Consider the following 19,491-nt stretch of genomic DNA (forward strand, 5'->3'; position numbering starts at 1 on the left):
GTCTGTTCTTGATTACTGCCTCCGGACCACTGCTCAAGCAGTTGTAATGGGTATTTTTTTACTCTGCAGTGTGCTCGTAAGCGCGCAGGTTGTTGCGCAACAGGATGAGCTTGAGCTGCAGCTTGATACTTTTCTGCAACTGGCAGCAAAGGATTACGAACAAGCAACCGCCTTGCTGTTGCAGTTAAAGGAACTGGATGCAGGCAGCCTTCCAGTCGCTACCCGGGTGCGCTTATATAGCTATCTGGCAATTCATTATTTTGATACTGCTGATAACAAACAAACTGAATTCTGGCTTGACCAGGCCCTCACTCTGGCAACTACAACCAATGATCCGGACGGGCTTGCCGAAGCCTATGCCACAGAAATTGAAATAATCGCCAGTAGTCAGCAGTTTAACGATGCAGTGGTAAAAGCGGAACAGCTGCACCAGCTTGGTATAATGGCTGCTGCTCCCCGGGTGCGATATTATGCGCACAATCTGTTGGGTCGGATATTTCGCGATGATGGTCAATACGAACTGGCCCTTGAACATTTTGCTGAAGCGCTGCAGGCGGTAACAGAAACCGAGGACCAACGCACCTTGCCAAGAACGATGTTTCTGAACCAAATGATTGCCAGCATTCATGCTGATTTGAAAAACTTCAGCGAGGCGCGTACGTTAGTAGAACAGCTTATTTCAGATGCGAAAGCATTTAATTTACAGGCGGCACTACCGGAATATTATTTACTGTATGGATTTATAGTCAGTTATCAGCAGCAGGATAAACTTGCTGAACAGATTAATTTGCAAGGGCTGGCTGAGTCTCAACGGTTAGGGCAAGACAATCTGGCATTAATCTTCAAAAATAATTTAGGTGCTGGCTATATCCAGCAAGGAAGCTTTGCTAAAGCCCGTGAAATCTTAAGTGATGCCTTACAACAAGCCAACGACATGCAGACTCCGGATGATGCCCATCTCATTCGCTTTAATCTGGGATATGTTGACGTTGCTCAAGGTAAACATGGGCAGGGATTGGCGGCAATGCAAGAATCTATAGGTTATTTTCGCGAGAACAACCTGAAAAACCAGCTTGAGGACACCCTGGGTTGGCTGGCAAAGGCCTATGGCCTGGCCGGTAAGCATGAAGCCCGAGCAGACACCCTGGCGGAACAAATGGCGCTCCAGCAGGAAATTCTGAATACGGAGCGTGACAAGGTATTGCATGACTTACAAAGCCGCTATGACACCAAGGCCAAAGCCCAACAGATAAACCTGTTAAAAAAAGATAACGATTTAACCCGCCAACTGCTGCAGAACAAACAGTTACAGCAAAAAGTTACCTTGTTATTTATCGTCGCGATATTATTTGGCGCCCTGCTGCTACTACAATTAGTGGCGAAAGTTCGCCAGGCCAATCGCCGCTTAAAAGAGGCAAACAAAAAACTGGAATACCAGACTTTGCGTGACCCGTTAACCGGGTTATTTAATCGCCGCGCCTTGCAGGAGCAAATGCAACGCAGAGCCAATTATGGTCGACGCCAAAGTGATAGCGGAGCTCCGGCGAACGGTTTTTTGCTGCTCGATATCGACTTTTTTAAACGAATTAACGATGAATATGGCCACGCTGCTGGTGACCAAGTACTGACACAACTGAGTGCCCGCCTGGCAAAAGCTTGCCGCGAGCAGGATCTGGTTGTGCGATGGGGTGGCGAAGAATTTTTAATTTATCTGGACAATATCAGCTCAGAACAGGTAGTGGACTTCTGTGACAGGATCCTCAAAGTCGTCGCCAGTGAGCCTGTAATGTGGGACGGTAAACTTATTCCGGTCAGCACCAGCGGCGGCTTTATCCATTTACCTTTTGCCGGCATTGACGAAACCGAACTCAATTGGGAGAGGGCCTTGCAAATAGCCGATATGGCGCTGTATTTAAGTAAAGTAAATGGCCGCAATCAGGTTTATGCCATTACCGGGCTGCACAGCGAATACGAAGCAGCACGTCAGCTACTCTCAGATGACTTACAAGGGGCAATTGGTCAGAATATGGTCGATTACATTACCATCAAAGGGCCAACGCTAGCCACCTGACAATTACCGATTTCAAACACAAAGTTGATTAAGTTTGAGTGCACAAGTTATCAGAGCTTTAATCAGCTGCTAAAAACGCTAAGCACCTGAAAATATTCAGCGCTAACTAATGGCTGTGCGATAGTAGCAGCTGTATTTGTCTGTAAAATACGCTATCTTCAAGGCTGTTGAATATCTTCCGGAAGTGGCGAATGTCCCAGTTGTCAGCTATTCGTAATTTGCAGTGCGCGCCGTGGCTGTGTGTACTTCTGATGGCATTATATTTTTCTCCTGCTGCTGCGCAGCAGCCTGTCACAGAGCCATTGGAGCAGCAGCTTAACCAGTATCTGGTGCTGGCCTGGGAGGATACGACGGCGGCTGATGCATTGGTGGCCGATTTATATCAGCGCTACTATCTGAGCCCGAACAACGACGTCGCGCTGGCCAGTCAGGTAAGGCTGCTGTCTTACTATGCCTCTGCCCTGATGTATCAGCAACAGCAGTTGCAGGCAGATGCGGTGCTCGCAGAATTGCTGACATTAGCTGACGATACTGCTGATCCGAATATTCTCAGTGAAATTTATGCCACTGAAATAGAGTTTATGTTTTATCAGCGCCAGCAATTAGCGGCAATACTAAAAGCCGACCGGCTGGAGCTGATAGTGCAGAGTGCCAGCGTACCGCGGGTGCGTTATTATGTTCACAATCTGCTGGGTCGGTTGTTTAAAGCTGACAGCCAGCTTGAGCAGGCACTGCAACACTTTACTGATGCGCTCGATGCCGTTATTGAAACTGACGACCAATTTACCTTACGTCGTCGGGCTTATTTAAACTTTTCTATTGCCCAGGTTTATGCCGATTTAAAAAAATGGCCTGAAGCAAAAGTTCTGACTGAAGAGCTGATTGCAACTGCCAAAAAGTATCAGTATCGGCAGTTCTTACCTGAGCTGTACTTAATGCTGGGCTTTATCGTTGCAGAACAAAACGATTTGCATGCCGCTATTGCTATTAATCAACTTGGCCTGGCAGCAGCCAAGGAAAATAACCAGCCTGGTGTTGAGCTGACATTTCAGAATAATCTTGGTTCTATTTATATCGAGCAAGGTAACTACCCTGCAGCTAAACAGGTTCTACAAAGCGCAGCTGAACAAGCGAAATCATTAAATGATGAATTCAGTAGTCAGCTTATCGCCTTTAATCTGGCTTATATTGAGGTAATGGAAGGCCGGCATGACAGTGGCCTGGCTAAAATGCTGACGGCACTGGAATATTTTAAAAATAACGATAGCAAAGCCGGCTATGAAAGCACCTTGGAATGGGTAGCTAAGGCCTATGAGGAGGCTGGCAACTATCAACTGCAAGCGCAAATATTGCAACAACGACTGGAACTGCGAGCCGAAATTTTAACCAGCGAGCGGGAAAAAAGTGTCGCTGAATTGCAAAACCGTTATGACATCAAAGCGAAAAGCCAGCTGATCACCATCCTGGAGCAGGAAAACGATCTGAAAGCACAATTGCTGGCAAACCGGAAACTGCAGCAACAACTTACCGGCCTGTTTGCACTGGTGCTGGTGTTTGCCGCCATTTTGCTGTTCCAGTTATACCGCAAAGTGCGGCAATCCAACCGCAAGTTGCGCGAAGCCAACAAACAGCTGGAGTTTCAGTCGCTGCGTGACCCGTTAACCGGTTTATTTAACCGCCGGGCGCTGCAGGAACAGATGCAAAGGCGCAGCAAATTCGGCCGGCGCCAGCGCGACATCACCAGCCATGCCAATGGTTTTCTGCTGTTAGATATCGATTATTTTAAAAAAATAAACGACAGTTATGGTCATGGCGCCGGTGACGAAGTTCTGAAACAACTGAGTGCCCGCTTAACTGGCGTCTGTCGCGAAGAAGATCTGGTGATCCGCTGGGGCGGTGAAGAGTTTTTGCTGTATCTGGATAATATCGAGCCCGAGCAGGTGGCCGGTTTTTGTCAGCGTATTCTTGAGGTTATTGCCAGTGAGCCGGTGCTTTGTGATGATAAAATCATTCCGGTCAGTGCCAGTGGCGGCTTTATTCACTTACCCTTTGCTGATGTTGATGAGGCAGATCTTAACTGGGAACGGGCATTGCAGATTGCTGATATGGCGCTGTATTTAAGTAAAGTTAATGGCCGCAATCAGGTGTATGCCATTACCGGCCTGCGCACCGAATATGAGGCGGCCCGCCAGGCGCTGACCGATGATTTGCAGGGCGCTATCCGTCAGAATATGGTCGACTATATCACCATTAAAGGCCCGGCCTTGCCAAAGTAAGGCGCGCAAATCTGATGTCGCTGCTACCAGAAAGCAGACGCGGCCAATAATAACAGCAGTATCAGCAAGGCACTGCTGCGCACCACATTATCTGGTGCAGCGCGGTTTAATGCCCGCTCCAGCGACCGCCAGTTAAACGTTAAGCGCGGTGCCTGCCATTGCCGGCGTGGCTGGTAAAGCCGTTGCAACCACATTGACCACAGCAACACCGCACTTTTTCGATCATAGTAGCGCTCTGGCAGACGCCAATGGCGCCAACGAACAACCCCTGTAACCAGCAGCGCCAGCAGCAGTGGCCAACTGACAGCCCATATTTTCGGTAATGTCAGGGTTTGCAGGCTAAGTTGCTGCAGGGGCTGCCATAGCCAGGGTAACAGAATAAGGGTCAGCGTCAGCAACAGCAGGCAGGCGCCCTGCCAGTACAACCCCGCAGCGGCTGCGCCCCCGCCAGAATCATCATTCAGTTGCCGCTGTTGCTGGCGAAGCGCAGCAGCCAGATGCAAAAATAACAGGGCGGTTAAAAAAGCCCCTGCACTTAATAACATTGCCATAAAGCCGGCATCCAGCCAGCCCGGCATTGGTATGCTGCTAAACAGACTTTTCATGCCGGTTTTAATGGCCGCCCCACCACTAAACGGTAGCGCCATTAACGCCAGGGCAGGCAACCAGAACAACAACTGCCACCATGCCGGCAGGCGCTGTTTAGCATTGACCCCGGCAAATAAAAATAACGCCCCTTTGGCAATGGCATGATGTGCAGCGTACGCCATCAGTACAGGCAGCACTGCGGCTGAACTGAACGTCCAGGCCAGCGCCACCAAAATGATCAGATAACCCACCTGACTGACCGAGGAGTAAGCCAGAATAACCTTGGGTTGGCGGTATAACAAACCGGCCAGCACCCCAAAACCGGCAGAAAAGAAGCCCAGACAAACCATGTAGGGCACCCATTGTTGTAACACCGGATCGCCAGCAGGTAAAAACACCACTAAACCGAGCACGCCGGCTTTGATCATTGCACCAGACAGCACCGCACTGGCCGGTGCCGGCGCCGCAGGATGCGCTTGTGGTAACCAGATATGCAACGGCCAGAAACCAGCCTTTAAACCCAGACCGGCAATAGTTAGTAAAATCGTCAGATGATCCAATGGCACCAACTGCCAGCTCAGCCAGTCATACTGGCCGCCAGCAGCACTGGCCCGCAGGATCAGCGCCGCAAATAGTAACAATTCGCCAATTATCGCCAATTGCAGATAAAGACGGCCGGCCCGGCGGGCAGCTTTGCTGCCGCTGTGCACCACCAAACCATAGGCCGATAAACTCATAACGCTAAAACCAATATAGAAACTGATAGCATCCAGGGCGGCAATCAACAACATATTGCCGGCAAAACTCAGCCCAAAGAACAACCAGTAGCGGCCTTTATGCTCGGCCTTGGCCATAAATGCCAGGCTAAAGGCCGCAGCGACTAACCATAAACTTAAACTGAAATACCACCACAACTGCTGTAATTCAGTCACCAGGCCTAAACCCGCCCCGGGCCAGAGCCAGTCAGATAAATCAATCATATCTGAACTCCCGCTCGACAATCAGCTCAGCCCAGCTAAGCGGACTTATGATCGTGCTGGCAAAAAGCCCCATTAACACAATAAGTAACGCAGTAAACAGGACTGGCAGCAACAGCATCCAGTGGGTTTCAAATTTCGCTGACAATCGCTGCTCGTGCGGCCAGCTGCCAGCCGGAGGTAAAAACCACAACCGATACACGATCGGTAAAAAATAGGCGGCATTTAATAAGCCGGAAAATACAAAAACCAATAACATAAGCTTATTGCCCGTTGCGACTGCCCCCAGCCCTAAATACCATTTACTGATAAAGCCCGCCGTCGGCGGAATACCAATCATCCCCAGCGCGCCCAGAGTGAAGGCAACAGAGGTCAGTGGCATGCGCCTGCCCGCCCCATTTAACTGGCGGATGGTATGCACCCCCAGTGTTTCCGCGTAATTACCGGCACAAAAAAACAGGGTGATTTTCATTACTCCCTGATGCACCAGATGCACCAGCCCCCCTACTGCGGCTAACGGGCCCAGCATCGCCACGCCGGCGGTAATATAGGAAACCTGACTGATGGTGGAGTATGCCAGCCGCCGTTTTATGTCCTGCTGCGCCAACGCCCGCCAGGATCCATACAAAATTGTCGCTGCAGCCAGCAACATTAACGGTTCAGCCAGCTGCAGCAATTGCATACTGTCGGCGCCAAATACATCATACACCAGCCGGATAATGCCAAACGCCCCGGCCTTTACCACGGCTACCGCATGCAGCAAGGCGCTGACCGGCGCAGGCGCCACCATAGCCTGTGGCAGCCAGCCATGTAACGGCAATAACGCCGCTTTTACCCCGAGCCCTGCGATCATCAGGCCAAAAGCCAGCTGCAATAAGCCAGCGTGCTCTGCGACTACGGCACTGATATAGCCACCAGGTGTAAATTGTGGGCTCTGTACCAGTGAATGCATCAACGCCACCCCCGTCAGCAGCAACACACCACCCGCCAGGGTGTAACTCAGATATCGCCGGCCAGCGGCCAGCGACTGAGGTGTGCCACGATGCACCACCAGCGGAAAAGTTGCCAGGGTCAGCAGCTCATAAAACAACAGAAAACTGACCAGATTACCTGACAATGCCAACCCTACCGTGGCACTGACACATAAACTGAAGTAGCCGAAAAAGCGCGAGCGCAGCGGTGAGTTCTCAAGATAGCCAATGGCATAAATCGTGGTTGCCAGCCACAGAACTGATGAAAGCGTCACAAACAACAGCGATAATGCATCCCCCTGCAACACTAAGTCGGCACCGGGCAAAAAAGGCACGCTGAAGTAAAAAATGGCGCCGGCGTTGACCGCCCGCAACATAATCAGCACCAGCACCAACTTTACTGTCACCCCTATCAGGTTAAGGCTTATCCGTAACTTTGCCTGGTGCTCTTTCAGGGTAAAAATAACTAAGCCGGGCAGCAGCGAACTGAGAATAATGGCCAGTGGTAAATAACTTAACCAAAATGCGCTCATCATGCCTCCAGCCGCAGCAACAACAGCAAGGGTTCGCTGAATAATGCCATCGCCCAGACCGCTAATGCCGGCAATAATGCCAGCCACTGCGGCAATAGCTGTGGCGAAAAATCCGGCGCTACCGGATCAGCCCGGTCAAATGCCAGTACCACCACCCGAAATACGTATGCCGCAGATAACAATGTGGCAAGTAGCAGGGCTAACGGCCAGAATAGCGACTGCCCCTGCAGCCAGATACCTTGCAATAAGGCCCACTTGGCCAGAAAGCCGCCACTGGGCGGCAAGCCGATTAAACTGCCTCCGGCAACAGCAAAAGCAAACATCGCCAGCGGCATGGTCTGGCTGGCGCCTTTTAAAATGGTCAGACGCTTGCCGCCCAGGGTGGCGCTCATTTCGCCTATAGCCAGAAAACAGGCTGCTTTTGCCAGCGCGTGGGCCAGCACAAATAACCATAACGCGGCGAAGATCAGCGGTTGGTTAAACTTCAGCATCAGCCCCAGGGCCAGAGTGGCATAGCCCAGCTGCGCCACCGTCGAATAGGCCACCATTTTTTTAGCGTAAGGCGTGCGCAACGCTGACCAACCACCAAACAACAAGGCAGCCAGACCCGCCGCGGCAAACAGTAACGCCATTGCCTGCGCCTGCTCTGTACTGGCCAGTTGTAACCACAACAAGCTCAGAATAAACAGTGGCCCTTTTACCACCAGTGCCGACAGTAAAGCACTTACCGGCGCCGGAGCAGCCGCATGAGCCGCTGGCAGCCAGCCATGTAATGGCCAGAGCGCGGCTTTTAACATTAGCCCCAGGCTCATCAGCAACAAGGCGCTGTTGCTAAGCCAGCTGGTCTGCCACTGGCTGGCCAGACCGGCAATGTCCAGCACGCCGTAAACGCCATACAGCAGCACCACACCCAGCAGATAACACAGAGAGCCAAACAGGGATAGCAGCAGATAATTAAGCGCGGCTTTAATGGCAATTCGCCCGGACAAACTCACCAATGCCACTGCCACCAGCGCCAGCAATTCCAGACACACATACAGATTAAATAAATCACGGGACAACCATAGCGCCGTTAAACTTAACTGCAGTAAGCTACTTAATGGCCAGAACCCCTGCTTCAGCTTATCGCGGACCCGCGTGGCAAAAGCGTATAAACCAACTAATAGCTGCAGTAAGGCGGACAGCAGAATAAGCAGGCAGCTAAGCGTATCAGCCTGCCAGCTGATAGCCAGCCCGGAGGGCCACCCGGCCAATAACCAGGAACGGCTGCCCTGCTCACTGATCTGCAACAGCAGTTGCAGCGCCAACATACTGCAAATGGCAGCAGATAACAGGGTTAGCAGCGGCGCAATCCGCGGCCAGAGCAGCATTAGTAGCGCAGTAAGTAATGGCAGCACCAGCAGCAATATTATCATTGCCCTGTTTCCTGTTCAGTTTCCTGCTCAGTTTCCTGCTCAGTTTCCTGCTCTGTTGGCAGTGGTGCTGTTGCCTGGCCAAGCCTGGCAAGCAATGCCAATGCAAAAGCTGTAGCGCTAACGGCAACCACCAGACCGGTAAGCACTAATGCGTGCAACACCGGATCAGCGGTGAAATACGCAGCACCAGGGCCATTACTACGATAAGCCAGCACCACCATCAACATAAAAACACCGGCACTGATGATATTCAGCGCCACTACCCGGCGCAACGGTTCGGGGCCACAGATAAAACCATATACCCCAATTGCCACCAGAGTGGCCGCGGTAACTAAAAACAGCAGTAGCGGGTGACTAAGCTCAGCCATCAATATCCTCTGTCTTATCCGCTCTGGCCAGACTGAGTGCGGTTTGCGGTTGCTCCGCAACCACCAGTAGGGTCAGAATAATAGCGATAGCCAGGGTGGCGAAAACTTCAATCAGCAAAATTATGTATTTGGCAAGCTCAGGTGGCCAGCGTAGCCATAATGGTTCAGACCCGGCTTCAGCTAAAAAAAACACCGTTAGGACTGACAGGGTAAATACCGTAAGGCCGGCAACAGCAAAAAACCTGACCCATATATTGCGCCAGGCCAGCCAGTCCAGCTGCTGGTTTAACTTCAGCACGACCGCACCTGCTGCCAGCAGCGCCCCCGCCTGAAAAGCACCACCGGGCTGACTGGCTCCGGCCCACAATAAATAACCGGCAAGCAGAATTATCAGTGGCGCCAGCAGCCGGCTCCAACTGCGACTAAGTCCCCAGCTGCGATGCAGCACGGCTGCTGGCGAAATTTGCAGCGTGCCGATTAACGCCAGCAGTAGCACCAGTAACTCAAGCAAGGTGTCCCATGAACGATAGTTAAGCAATACTGCTGTGACCGGATGGCTAACTCCACTAGCGGTCAGATTTTGCACTACCAATGCCGGCAGCGGCCCCGGTTGGGCCGGCAGTTGCAATAACGCCAGTAATAAACCGCAAAATGTTACGACGACAAACAATGCCGGCCAGCAACGTTGCTGCCAGCTCAGTACCGGGCTCAGCGCCAGCTGGCCCTGCCGGGCCAGCGCGGTAAAACATAAGGCACCGGTTAAACCGGCACCAATAGCGGCCTCTGCCAGCGCTAAGTCAGGCGCTGCCAGCCGCGCCCAGCACAGTGCCATCAGCAAACCAAAGGCAATATATAAAATAACGGCATGGCTTAACTGACGACTCAACATGCTGGCCAGCGCCAGCGCAAGCAACAACCCACACAGCAATATATCAAACAGCAGCAAACTCATGGCTGATCCTGCTTAGTTTTGCAAAAGCGGGCCAGTAACTGACACGACACGGTACCGGAAGCGAGCACCAGCAACCAGATCAATAGCATTAACAGATTCTGCCACCAGTTACAGTAAAACATCAGCCCGGCAATCACTGATCCCAGCCCCAGAGAGTCGGCTTTTGTCACTGCATGCAAGCGGCTGAAACTGTCCGGGAAACGCAGCATGCCAACACTCCCGGCGATAAAAAACAACAGCCCGGTAATCAGCAATCCGCTGCTGATGACCAAGCTAAACAGACCGAGTTCTTCGCCGTTACTCATGCTGTTCTCCCGGGTCATCGCTAATACTGGCTTTGTGATGCTTTAACCGTTGTACCAGTGCCGCCGGTGCTGCAGCGGCCAACACCGCCAGTACCAGCGCCACATCAAGCAGTGCGGGTTGATGGAGCGCCTGTGCCAGCACCAGACATATTGCCACGCCGGTGCTGCCAAATAATTGCACGGCCAGTAAGCGGTCTAATAAAGCCGGGCCTTTTATAACCCGCCATAAACCCAGCAGCATGGTCAGTAACAGGGCGACAGCCAGAATCATCATAAGGGATCCGCCAGCGTTTCCTGTGGCAGCAGACGGGCGAGTTGCTGCTCCAGCGCGGCAACGCCGGCCTGCCAGTCAGCATGCTGATCCAGAACATGCAGCAGTAACTGATTGGCCTTACCCTGATATTGCTCAATCTCAGCGCTGCAGGTGCCGGGGAGTAAGCTAATCATACTTGCCAGCAAACGCTGGTTAGCCGGTGCTGTCAGCCGCAGCGGGTAACGCTGCCATTGGGGGGCGAAGTTTGGCGTTACTGCCAGGGCCCGCCATCCTACATCGAAGGCCCCCAGCACTAACTGTCTGAGAAAAAACAGCAGAAATCCTGGCACAGCCCGCCAGCGCAGCGCGGGCAACGAGAACCCGCTAAAGTGCAGCCAGGCTACAATCACCCACCATAACGGCAGAAAAAACCACCAGCCCTGATTTTCTGTTAACGCAGCCCAACCGAGGACAGCCGGGACGCTGAGTATGACACTATCCGCCAGTCGTTGAATTAGCATACGCAAAAGTTCCTTTTTGGCAGCAACCTGACCAATACTATTGAAGATACTGTAAAAACTCAAATCTACAGTGGCTTTTACCCACCGCGGTTTTGGTGATATGGTTTTAATACCCAAGTAACAGGAGCCTTACTTATGCGCGACGACCTGCATTTAAAGATCCGCCACTTAGCCCCCTCCGACTACCCTCAGGTTCAGGTGTTAATGGATCGGGTATATCATGACATCGGCGGCGCCTGGCCCGAACACACTATTAATAAACTGATAAAAGATTTTGCCGAAGGCCAGATTTGCCTGATTGATCATGACGAGATGATTGGTCTGGCATTAACGGTCCAGGTAAAGTATGACCGGTTCAGCAACCCCCATACCTATGATGATCTAATCGGCAAGCGGGAAACCATTCTGCACGATAAAACCGGTGATGCGTTGTACGGCCTCGATTTAATGATCCACCCGGACTACCGCGGTTACCGGCTGGGCCGCCGCCTGTACGATGCCCGCAAAGATCTGTGCCGCCAGCTTAACCTGCGGGCTATTTTAGCCGGCGGCCGTATTCCTAATTATCAGCAGCACAGCAAACAGATGTCGGCAGCGGAGTATCTGGAAGCGGTAAAATGCCGGGAAATTTACGATCCCATTTTAAGCTTTCAGTTATCAAATGATTTTCAGTTAAAACGCCTGTTGAAAAAATATCTGCCGGAAGACGAAAGCTCGCAGGGCTACGCCACGTTACTGGAGTGGAATAATATTTTCTATGAGCCGGTGCAAACCGGCTTAAACAGCCGCAAAAGCCAGATCAGGGTCGGCGCTGTGCAATGGCAGATGCGCGAAGTCGCCTCGGTTGAGCAGGTGCTGCAACAGGTTGAATATTTTGTCGATGCGCTGGCGGACTACCAGAGTGATTTTGCGCTGTTTCCGGAATTTTTTAACGCGGCATTAATGGGCTTATGTCCGGACAAGGCAAACCAGACGGCGGCCATTCGATTTTTAGCCGGCTTTACCGACCAGTTTAAAGCGGCGATGTCTGATATGGCAGTCAGTTACAATATCAATATTATTACCGGTTCAATGCCGGTGCTTGAAGGTGACAGCCTGTTTAATGTCAGCTTTTTATGCCGGCGCGACGGCACCATTGATTGCCAGAGTAAAATTCACATAACGCCGCATGAGCGGCGCGACTGGGTTATTGAAGGCGGCGATAAACTGCAGGTATTTGACACCGATGCCGGCCGGGTGGGTATTCTGATTTGTTACGATGTTGAATTTCCTGAGTTGAGCAGGCTGCTGGCTCAGCAGGATATGGACGTGCTGTTTGTGCCGTTCTGGACCGACACCAAAAATGGTTTTTTACGGGTTAAACACTGTGCCATGGCGCGGGCAATTGAAAACGAGTGCTATGTGGTCATATGCGGCAGTTGTGGTAATTTGCCGCAGGTTGACAATCTGGATGTGCAATATGCCCAGTCGGCAGTGTTCTCGCCGTCTGATTTTGCCTTCCCGCATGATGCAGTTATGACTGAAACCACCCCTAATACCGAAATGATGATGTTTTCTGATTTAGATCTGGACAGGTTAAAACAAATTCGTAATGAAGGTTCGGTCACTAACTTAAAAGACCGCCGGCATGATCTGTATCAAGTAAACTGGCTGAATCTGCTACCCGATTAGCCATAAGTCTAACAGGCAGCGCGTTGATTTTTCGCTATGGTAGGGCAAACCGCAGCCACGAGGATCATGCGTATGTCTTATCAGACCGAATATCAGGCAGCTTGCCAGCAACCCCAGCAGTTCTGGGCTGAAAAAGCCAGCAGGTTAGCCTGGTATAAAACCCCGGCTCAGATCCTGGAAAGTCAGGGTGATCATTATCAGTGGTTTGCCGATGGCGAGCTTAATACCGCGTATCTGGCGCTTGATTATCACGTAGAACAGGGCCGGGGTAACCAAACCGCACTGATTTACGACTCACCGGTTACCGGTAGCAAACAACAGTTCAGCTATCAGCAACTCACCAACGAAGTCGCGTTGTTTGCCGGGGTGTTAAAAGCCCGCGGCGTTACTAAAGGCGATCGGGTGGTTATCTATATGCCGATGATCCCGCAGGCAGTCATTGCCATGCTGGCCGTGGCCCGACTGGGTGCGGTACATTCGGTGGTGTTTGGTGGCTTTGCCGCGCACGAGCTGGCAGTACGGATAGATGATGCCAGCCCGAAAGTGATTATTGCAGCCTCCTGCGGCATTGAAGTTAACCGGATTATTGCTTACAAGCCATTATTAGATAATGCCCTTAAGCTGGCGACGCATCAGCCCGACAGCTGCATTATCTGGCAGCGGCCACAGCTGGTCGCCGAGTTACAGAGCGGCCGCGATTATGACTGGCAACAGTTGTTGCATGGGGCACAGCCGGCAGCCTGTGTCACGGTTAAAAGCACCGATCCGCTGTATATTTTGTATACCTCCGGTACCACTGGCAAACCCAAAGGCGTTGTACGCGATAATGGTGGCCATGCGGTGGCCCTGCACTACAGTATGCAAGCCATCTATGGCATGGCACCGGGCGATGTGTTCTGGGCGGCGTCCGATGTTGGCTGGGTCGTTGGCCACTCCTACATTGTATATGGCCCCTTGCTGGCCGGCTGCACCAGCGTGTTATATGAAGGCAAGCCGGTTTACACCCCGGATGCCGGTGCATTTTGGCGGGTGTGCGCGGAATATAATGTCAAAGCGCTGTTTGCCGCACCGACAGCCTTTCGGGCGATCCGCAAAGAAGATCCGGAGGCAAAACTGTTAAGCCAGTATGATTTAAGCGGCTTAGAACGAATTTATATGGCCGGTGAACGGCTGGACCCGGCTACCTATGACTGGACAGTAACCCACAGTGGCAAACCGGTTATTGACCACTGGTGGCAAACCGAAACCGGCTGGGCCATTTGTGCCAACCCGGCGGGCATTGAACTGTTGCCTGGCAAAGCCGGCTCAGCCACAGTGCCGGTACCAGGCTTCCAGGTGGCGATTCTCGATCACAATGGTCAGCCACTACCTGCCAATCAGCAGGGCAATATCGCGCTAAAGCTACCGTTGCCGCCAGGTTGCCTGAGCACTATCTGGCAGAACCCGCAGCGCTTTGTCAGCGGTTATTTGCGCCAGTTCCCGGGCTACTATGCCAGCGGTGATGGCGGTTATCTGGATGATGAAGGCTATTTGTATGTGATGGGCCGTACCGACGATGTGATCAATGTTGCCGGCCACCGCTTATCGACCGGCGAAATGGAAGAAATTGTTGCCAGTCATCCGGCCGTGGCCGAGTGCTGTGTTATCGGCCTGGCTGACCCGTTAAAAGGGCAGCAGCCGGTGGGCTTTATCTTACTTAAAAACGGCAGCGACATTACTGAAGAGCAGCTGCAAAGCGAACTGGTACAACGGGTTCGCGAGCAAATCGGCGCCCTGGCCTGCTTTAAACAAGCGTTGATTGTGCCGCGCCTGCCAAAAACCCGCTCTGGTAAAATATTACGCAAGTTACTGCGGCAAATTGCCGATGGCGAAGACTATGCAGTGCCGTCTACCATTGACGATCCGGCCAGCCTTAGTGAAATTGCTGACTGCATGACTAAACGCGGCCTTATCAACGAGGTAAAAAACAGCTGATCGCGAAGCAGGCAATGACTGTAAATACTGGTTATAATGGCCGCCTGCTGCCAAAGCGGCCGTTTTGCCATACGTTTTTGCCATGCTTTTTTTGCCAACAAGGACACACCATGTTGTATTTTTCCAGCCATAAAATTCCCGAGTTACAAGGCCTTAATTTTGCCCAGCGGATGCAGGTGGTGCGCGCCGCAGCAGATAAATTGCCCGCGCCCACTAAAGTAGGCTTAAACACCCTGAAACTGTTTATCATTTTTGGTTTGTTTATTCTTATCGCCAGGGCGGATGGCTGGGCAATTCTGGGTTATGCCCTGCTGGTAGCGCCGGTTTATCTGTTAATTACCCGCCCCATTACCTTTGCGCTGTGTCAAAGCCAGTTCAGCACGGTACGACAACAGTTATTTGAGCAGGAACGCAAAGTACAAGCTGACGATTAAATGTAGTGAGTCATTGCTAAAAAAAAAGAACCCGCTATCAGCGGGTTCTTTTTTTATCGTTTTCTGCTTTCGTTAATTAAAACCAATATAGCTGAAGAACACCGTCAGCATGTTATAGCCAAAATAGATGGTCAGCACGGTATTAACAAAAATAATCGCCAGGATCACCGGAATAAAGGTACCCAGCGAAAAATTAACGTATTTTTGTAAAAATGAGCCGGCAAAGCCGGGATTGCCTTCAATCATCTCGGCATCCAGATTCTGTTTTTTCCAGCGGTAAATGACAAATAAACACAGCAGCAGACCATTTAACGGCAGAATCGTTTCGTAGAACATGTCGTAAATCAGGGCAAAAAACGACTTGGTATTGCCACCATAACTAAGGATATTACTCAGCCAGTCAACACGGCCAAACGACAGTGCACTGATAATGGCCAGCACAATCATGCCCCCCCCCAGCGAGTACAACGCCTTGCGCCGGCTTAACCCTTTACCATCCATAATACTGGCTACCGGCACTTCAATAATCGACACCAGAGATGTCATTGCCGCAAAGAACACTAACAGGAAGAAAAACGAGGCGACAAAAGAAGCGCCAAAATAACCAATATCAGCCTGCAGTGCTAAAAAGATTTTTGGCAGGAACATAAAAATCATACCGATACTGGATTCAGACAGTTCGCTGATTTCAATATCCGGGTTAAATGAGAACGCAGCAGGTAAAATTAATAAACCCGAACAACAGGCCACCAGCAGGGATAACGCTGCAACCATTTTTCCGGCTGAAACGATATTATTGTTTTTCTGAATGTACGAGCCATAGGTAATTAAAATACCCATCGCCAGCGACAGCGAGAAAAACGCCTGGGCCAGCGCACCATTTAATACATTACCATTTATTTTAGTAAAATCCGGGATCAGGAAAAACTTCACGCCGAGCATGGCGTTATCCAGGGTCAGCACATAAATCACCAGCGCTATCAGCATTACAAACAAGGTAGGCATTAACACGGTAGTGGCTTTTTCAATGCCCTTTTTCACCCCGCCCTGCAGAATTAAAAAGGTCAGGCCTACCACCAGCGCCATATAAATAAATAACTCATCACTGTTAATAAAAATGTCAAAGCCAGCCGGATCAGCCAGCAGATCCAATTGACCCATCATCGCTTTACCCAGATAGCCGGCAATCCAGACCGTGATAACCAGATAAAACACCCCTATCATAAAAGGGGTGATCACCGACAACCAACCAACGGTGCGCCAGGCCCGGTTCTGGCCTATTTCAGTATAGGCGCCTAACGGGTTTTGCCGGGTATGGCGGCCCAGGCTCATCTCTGCCAGCATTACCGGCAGACAGACAAAAAACACAAAGATGGCATAGATAATTAAAAAAGCGGCACCGCCGTTTTTACTGGCCATGACCGGAAAAGCCACCAGGTTACCTATGCCGACAGCCGACCCTGCGGCTGCCAGAATAAACCCCAGGCTGGAGCTGAATTGTTCACGTTTCATTGGATTGCGGACTCCCTGAATCTTTTTTATTAGAATTGTTGTTTTGCTATTTTTATAATGTTCGCTCAGCATGCTAACAGCAGGCTGCAGCAAATCCTAGCCCGACCTGACACAAAGGCATGGCTAATTGGTTTTGCCTGGCAGATCTGCTATCTTGCAGCGACAAAACAGTAGGTGGGTTTTACCATGTTCTATATGATTTACTCTGAAGATGCGGCCAATAGTCTGGAAAACCGGTTAGCAACCCGGCCGGCACATCTGGCCCGGCTGCAGGCACTGAATGAAGCAGGTCGTTTACTGCTGGCCGGCCCGTTGCCTGCGATAGACAGCAACGAGCCAGGGGGCGCCGGTTTTACCGGCTCATTAGTGGTCGCCGAGTTTAGCTCGTTGGCAGAAGCGCAAAGCTGGGCCGACAGTGATCCTTATTTAAGCGCCGGCGTTTATGTTAAATCCACGGTCAAGCCATTTAAACGGGTATTGCCTTAAATGAAATATGTTCTCCTTACCGGTGGTGCTGGCTATATTGGCAGCCATACCGCTCTGGCATTACTACGTGCTGGCTTTCAGGTTATCAGCTTTGATAACTACAGCAACTCTTCTGCTACTGCGCTGAAACGGGTGGAAAAGTTGGCAGGCAGTAACATTATCAGTATCAGCGGCGATATAAGAGATGAAGCGGCACTTAGTGCGGTATTCCGGCAGTATCAGATAAGTGCGGTAGTGCATTTTGCCGGCTTAAAAGCCGTGGGCGAATCAACAGAGCAGCCGCTGCATTACTATGACAATAATGTCAGCGGTACTATTACCCTGTGCCGGGTTATGCACGAATTTAATGTTAAAAAGCTGGTGTTCAGCTCCTCTGCCACCGTGTATGGTGATGCCAAAACAGTCCCTATCGCTGAGACAGCGCCACGCTCGGCCACCAACCCGTATGGCCAGAGTAAACTGATGATAGAGCATATTCTGGAAGATCTGGTTAACGCCGAGCCTGACTGGGGCATTACCCTGCTGCGCTACTTTAACCCGGTCGGTGCCGACAGTAGTGGCCAGATTGGCGAAGACCCGAACGGTATTCCAAATAACCTGATGCCATTTATCTCGCAGGTGGCAGTGGGTAAACGCGATAAACTGAGTATTTTTGGTGACGACTACCCCACCCCGGACGGTACCGGCGTGCGTGACTATATCCATGTAGTTGATTTAGCAGCCGGCCACTTAAAAGCCCTGCAGTATCTTGAAGCCAATCAGGGTATTGCAGCCATTAACCTGGGTACCGGCACCGGCTACAGCGTGCTGGATATGGTTAAAGCGTTCAGTAGAGTTAACAATGTCGAGGTGCCCTATCAGATTGCGCCTCGCCGCCCTGGCGATATTGCCAGTTGTTATGCCCGGCCCGATAAAGCGTTAAAGCTGCTGGGCTGGCAGGCCGAAAAAACGCTGGATGATATGGTACGCGACAGCTGGCGCTGGCAACGGCAGAACCCCAATGGTTACAGTGATTAATCATAGCGGCAGACCGCGTACTGCGCGGTCTTTATGGTAGCGGCATGCGCATTATGCCGCCTTTAAACAGGCCGAAATAGATAACCTGTTGCCGATTTTCCTCCACCAGGATCATACTGCGTACCCCGCCAAAAAAATCCTGCTCAGGGTACTGATATTGCTGCCAGCTGGCACCGCCATCATCAGTCCATTCAATAATAAGCGGTTGCGGCTCGGTAAAATTTTTGGCCCAGCCCGCGGTATAGATCCGCTGTGGCGCAGCAGGGTCGATTATCAGATCAAAATAAAAGCGGAAGTTGACGTTGTCGAGCACGGCTTGCCAGCTTTGGCCATGATCTGTACTGCGTATAATGCCCCCCTCGGCGCTGACATAGACGGTATCCGGGTCGTCCGGTGCGTAACGAATCGCTTTAATCGAGCTGGGGTTGGGAAATAAATCGGTATGCATTATCGCCTCGTTGCTGGCAACGTCATATTGATAAAATACGCCGTTTTCAATTGCCCCCTGGCCGCCATACCAGATAGTCTGGCCATCAGCCGATTGGGTTAATGCCGTTTTTGGCTGACCAAAGCCACCAAAGTCACCATGCACCGCTTTCCAGGTCTGGCCCATGTCACTGGAACTGGCCAGCACATCAATGCCGGTGGCATAAACCAGCTGCGCCGCGGCATCATAGTGCATGGCAAAAATGGCTTCATTTTCGCCGGCCAGGCCAAACTGATAATCAATTTCATGCCAGTCACTGCCGCCATTAAAGCTTTCATACAGTAAGTATGCCGGAAAACCGTCCTGATTGGTTTTAACAGTAGACGCCAGCCAGTGTTGTTCGGTCAGCAGGCTCATGGCCATCACGTCATAGCCCGTAAGGCCCGCGGCAACCCAGTTACCGCTGCTATTCTGGCGATGCACGCCATCATCACTGGCTGCCAGCAGTACGCCACTGTGCTGATATAACTCATTAATAATGTAACCATCCAGCCCCTGAAAACTCAGGCTTACCGGCGGCGCAGGCGATACGGGCGGCGGCGGTGGCTCCTGTCCTGCCGGGCTACTGCTCCCCCCACAAGCCGAGACCAGCAACATGCCAAGGCCTGCACTACCCGCCAATAAAAACCGTCTGAATGTCATTGCTCACTCCATTTCTGGCTAACCGTAAGCCTACTGTA

The 19,491-nt window shown here is 51.4% G+C and carries 17 protein-coding genes; 7 read left to right on the forward strand and 10 right to left on the reverse strand.

The window, feature by feature from the left end; translation table 11 throughout:
- Positions 1–46: 46 nt before the first annotated feature.
- Complete coding sequence (locus tag R3187_RS01260; protein ID WP_318964883.1) at positions 47–2,071, forward strand: GGDEF domain-containing protein; 2,025 nt, start codon at positions 47–49, stop codon at positions 2,069–2,071.
- 191 nt (positions 2,072–2,262) lie between these two features.
- The gene (locus tag R3187_RS01265) at positions 2,263–4,347 is read left to right on the forward strand and encodes a GGDEF domain-containing protein (protein WP_318964884.1); all 2,085 of its coding nucleotides are present in this window, start codon (positions 2,263–2,265) and stop codon (positions 4,345–4,347) included.
- Positions 4,348–4,370: 23 nt separating this feature from the next.
- On the opposite strand, the gene R3187_RS01270 is transcribed toward R3187_RS01265, so the two are convergent.
- From R3187_RS01270 to R3187_RS01305, 8 genes are read right to left on the reverse strand one after another with little or no spacing between them, the layout of a single operon-like run.
- Positions 4,371–5,915, reverse strand: a complete 1,545-nt coding sequence (locus R3187_RS01270) for a complex I subunit 5 family protein (protein WP_318964885.1) — start codon at positions 5,913–5,915, stop codon at positions 4,371–4,373.
- The gene (locus R3187_RS01275; RefSeq protein WP_318965240.1) at positions 5,908–7,416 is read right to left on the reverse strand and encodes a complex I subunit 5 family protein; all 1,509 of its coding nucleotides are present in this window, start codon (positions 7,414–7,416) and stop codon (positions 5,908–5,910) included. The genes R3187_RS01270 and R3187_RS01275 overlap by 8 nt, the downstream gene beginning before the upstream one ends.
- Entirely contained in the window at positions 7,416–8,831 is a 1,416-nt protein-coding gene (locus R3187_RS01280; protein WP_318964886.1) for a complex I subunit 5 family protein, read from the reverse strand. The genes R3187_RS01275 and R3187_RS01280 overlap by 1 nt, the downstream gene beginning before the upstream one ends.
- Positions 8,828–9,199, reverse strand: coding sequence for an NADH-quinone oxidoreductase subunit K (locus R3187_RS01285; protein ID WP_318964887.1), 372 nt, complete (start codon positions 9,197–9,199; stop codon positions 8,828–8,830). Before R3187_RS01285 ends, R3187_RS01280 begins: the two co-directional genes overlap by 4 nt.
- A complete protein-coding gene (locus tag R3187_RS01290) occupies positions 9,192–10,151 on the reverse strand; it encodes a hydrogenase subunit MbhD domain-containing protein (RefSeq protein ID WP_318964888.1) in 960 nt (319 codons plus the stop codon). The genes R3187_RS01285 and R3187_RS01290 overlap by 8 nt, the downstream gene beginning before the upstream one ends.
- Positions 10,148–10,456, reverse strand: coding sequence for a cation:proton antiporter (locus R3187_RS01295; RefSeq protein WP_413229002.1), 309 nt, complete (start codon positions 10,454–10,456; stop codon positions 10,148–10,150). Before R3187_RS01295 ends, R3187_RS01290 begins: the two co-directional genes overlap by 4 nt.
- Positions 10,449–10,730 (reverse strand): monovalent cation/H+ antiporter complex subunit F, encoded by a 282-nt coding sequence (locus R3187_RS01300; protein ID WP_318964889.1) that lies wholly within the window; start codon positions 10,728–10,730, stop codon positions 10,449–10,451. Before R3187_RS01300 ends, R3187_RS01295 begins: the two co-directional genes overlap by 8 nt.
- Positions 10,727–11,230 (reverse strand): Na+/H+ antiporter subunit E, encoded by a 504-nt coding sequence (locus tag R3187_RS01305; RefSeq protein WP_318964890.1) that lies wholly within the window; start codon positions 11,228–11,230, stop codon positions 10,727–10,729. The genes R3187_RS01300 and R3187_RS01305 overlap by 4 nt, the downstream gene beginning before the upstream one ends.
- Before the next feature lie 135 nt (positions 11,231–11,365).
- Between R3187_RS01305 and R3187_RS01310 the strand changes: the two genes are divergently transcribed.
- The 3 genes from R3187_RS01310 to R3187_RS01320 all read left to right on the forward strand — a co-directional run bounded on the left by R3187_RS01310 (position 11,366) and on the right by R3187_RS01320 (position 15,309).
- Positions 11,366–12,901, forward strand: coding sequence for a carbon-nitrogen hydrolase family protein (locus tag R3187_RS01310; protein WP_318964891.1), 1,536 nt, complete (start codon positions 11,366–11,368; stop codon positions 12,899–12,901).
- A 72-nt stretch (positions 12,902–12,973) separates the two neighbouring features.
- On the forward strand, positions 12,974–14,875 hold the full coding sequence (locus R3187_RS01315; RefSeq protein WP_413229003.1) for a propionyl-CoA synthetase: 1,902 nt from the start codon (positions 12,974–12,976) through the stop codon (positions 14,873–14,875).
- A gap of 110 nt (positions 14,876–14,985) precedes the next feature.
- A complete protein-coding gene (locus R3187_RS01320; protein ID WP_318964893.1) occupies positions 14,986–15,309 on the forward strand; it encodes a DUF6170 family protein in 324 nt (107 codons plus the stop codon).
- 72 nt (positions 15,310–15,381) lie between these two features.
- Here the strand turns inward: R3187_RS01320 and R3187_RS01325 are convergent, their stop codons facing one another.
- Positions 15,382–16,821, reverse strand: a complete 1,440-nt coding sequence (locus tag R3187_RS01325; RefSeq protein WP_318964894.1) for a sodium-dependent transporter — start codon at positions 16,819–16,821, stop codon at positions 15,382–15,384.
- A gap of 186 nt (positions 16,822–17,007) precedes the next feature.
- Here R3187_RS01325 and R3187_RS01330 point away from each other — a divergent pair, with 186 nt between their 5' ends.
- Together R3187_RS01330 and galE are read left to right on the forward strand one after the other, a co-directional pair.
- Positions 17,008–17,307 (forward strand): YciI family protein, encoded by a 300-nt coding sequence (locus R3187_RS01330; RefSeq protein ID WP_318964895.1) that lies wholly within the window; start codon positions 17,008–17,010, stop codon positions 17,305–17,307.
- A complete protein-coding gene (galE, locus tag R3187_RS01335) occupies positions 17,308–18,324 on the forward strand; it encodes a UDP-glucose 4-epimerase GalE (RefSeq protein ID WP_318964896.1) in 1,017 nt (338 codons plus the stop codon).
- A gap of 31 nt (positions 18,325–18,355) precedes the next feature.
- Here galE and R3187_RS01340 read toward each other — a convergent pair whose 3' ends face one another.
- Positions 18,356–19,453, reverse strand: coding sequence for a hypothetical protein (locus R3187_RS01340; RefSeq protein WP_318964897.1), 1,098 nt, complete (start codon positions 19,451–19,453; stop codon positions 18,356–18,358).
- Positions 19,454–19,491: the final 38 nt, after the last annotated feature.

Origin of the sequence: Arsukibacterium sp. (assembly GCF_033721375.1) — a bacterium.
GTDB lineage: Bacteria > Pseudomonadota > Gammaproteobacteria > Enterobacterales > Alteromonadaceae > Alishewanella.

Excerpts from the sequence above, each read along its gene's own strand:
- R3187_RS01340 (WP_318964897.1), bottom strand. The coding sequence starts at position 19,453 with ATGACATTCAGACGGTTTTTATTGGCGGGTAGTGCAGGCCTTGGCATG.
- R3187_RS01280 (WP_318964886.1), bottom strand. The coding sequence starts at position 8,831 with ATGATAATATTGCTGCTGGTGCTGCCATTACTTACTGCGCTACTAATG.
- R3187_RS01295 (WP_413229002.1), bottom strand. The coding sequence starts at position 10,456 with ATGAGTAACGGCGAAGAACTCGGTCTGTTTAGCTTGGTCATCAGCAGC.
- R3187_RS01330 (WP_318964895.1), top strand. The coding sequence starts at position 17,008 with ATGTTCTATATGATTTACTCTGAAGATGCGGCCAATAGTCTGGAAAAC.
- R3187_RS01285 (WP_318964887.1), bottom strand. The coding sequence starts at position 9,199 with ATGGCTGAGCTTAGTCACCCGCTACTGCTGTTTTTAGTTACCGCGGCC.
- R3187_RS01310 (WP_318964891.1), top strand. The coding sequence starts at position 11,366 with ATGCGCGACGACCTGCATTTAAAGATCCGCCACTTAGCCCCCTCCGAC.
- R3187_RS01275 (WP_318965240.1), bottom strand. The coding sequence starts at position 7,416 with ATGAGCGCATTTTGGTTAAGTTATTTACCACTGGCCATTATTCTCAGT.
- R3187_RS01315 (WP_413229003.1), top strand. The coding sequence starts at position 12,974 with ATGTCTTATCAGACCGAATATCAGGCAGCTTGCCAGCAACCCCAGCAG.
- R3187_RS01270 (WP_318964885.1), bottom strand. The coding sequence starts at position 5,915 with ATGATTGATTTATCTGACTGGCTCTGGCCCGGGGCGGGTTTAGGCCTG.
- R3187_RS01265 (WP_318964884.1), top strand. The coding sequence starts at position 2,263 with ATGTCCCAGTTGTCAGCTATTCGTAATTTGCAGTGCGCGCCGTGGCTG.
- R3187_RS01260 (WP_318964883.1), top strand. The coding sequence starts at position 47 with ATGGGTATTTTTTTACTCTGCAGTGTGCTCGTAAGCGCGCAGGTTGTT.
- R3187_RS01300 (WP_318964889.1), bottom strand. The coding sequence starts at position 10,730 with ATGATGATTCTGGCTGTCGCCCTGTTACTGACCATGCTGCTGGGTTTA.
- R3187_RS01305 (WP_318964890.1), bottom strand. The coding sequence starts at position 11,230 with ATGCTAATTCAACGACTGGCGGATAGTGTCATACTCAGCGTCCCGGCT.
- R3187_RS01325 (WP_318964894.1), bottom strand. The coding sequence starts at position 16,821 with ATGAAACGTGAACAATTCAGCTCCAGCCTGGGGTTTATTCTGGCAGCC.
- R3187_RS01320 (WP_318964893.1), top strand. The coding sequence starts at position 14,986 with ATGTTGTATTTTTCCAGCCATAAAATTCCCGAGTTACAAGGCCTTAAT.
- galE (WP_318964896.1), top strand. The coding sequence starts at position 17,308 with ATGAAATATGTTCTCCTTACCGGTGGTGCTGGCTATATTGGCAGCCAT.
- R3187_RS01290 (WP_318964888.1), bottom strand. The coding sequence starts at position 10,151 with ATGAGTTTGCTGCTGTTTGATATATTGCTGTGTGGGTTGTTGCTTGCG.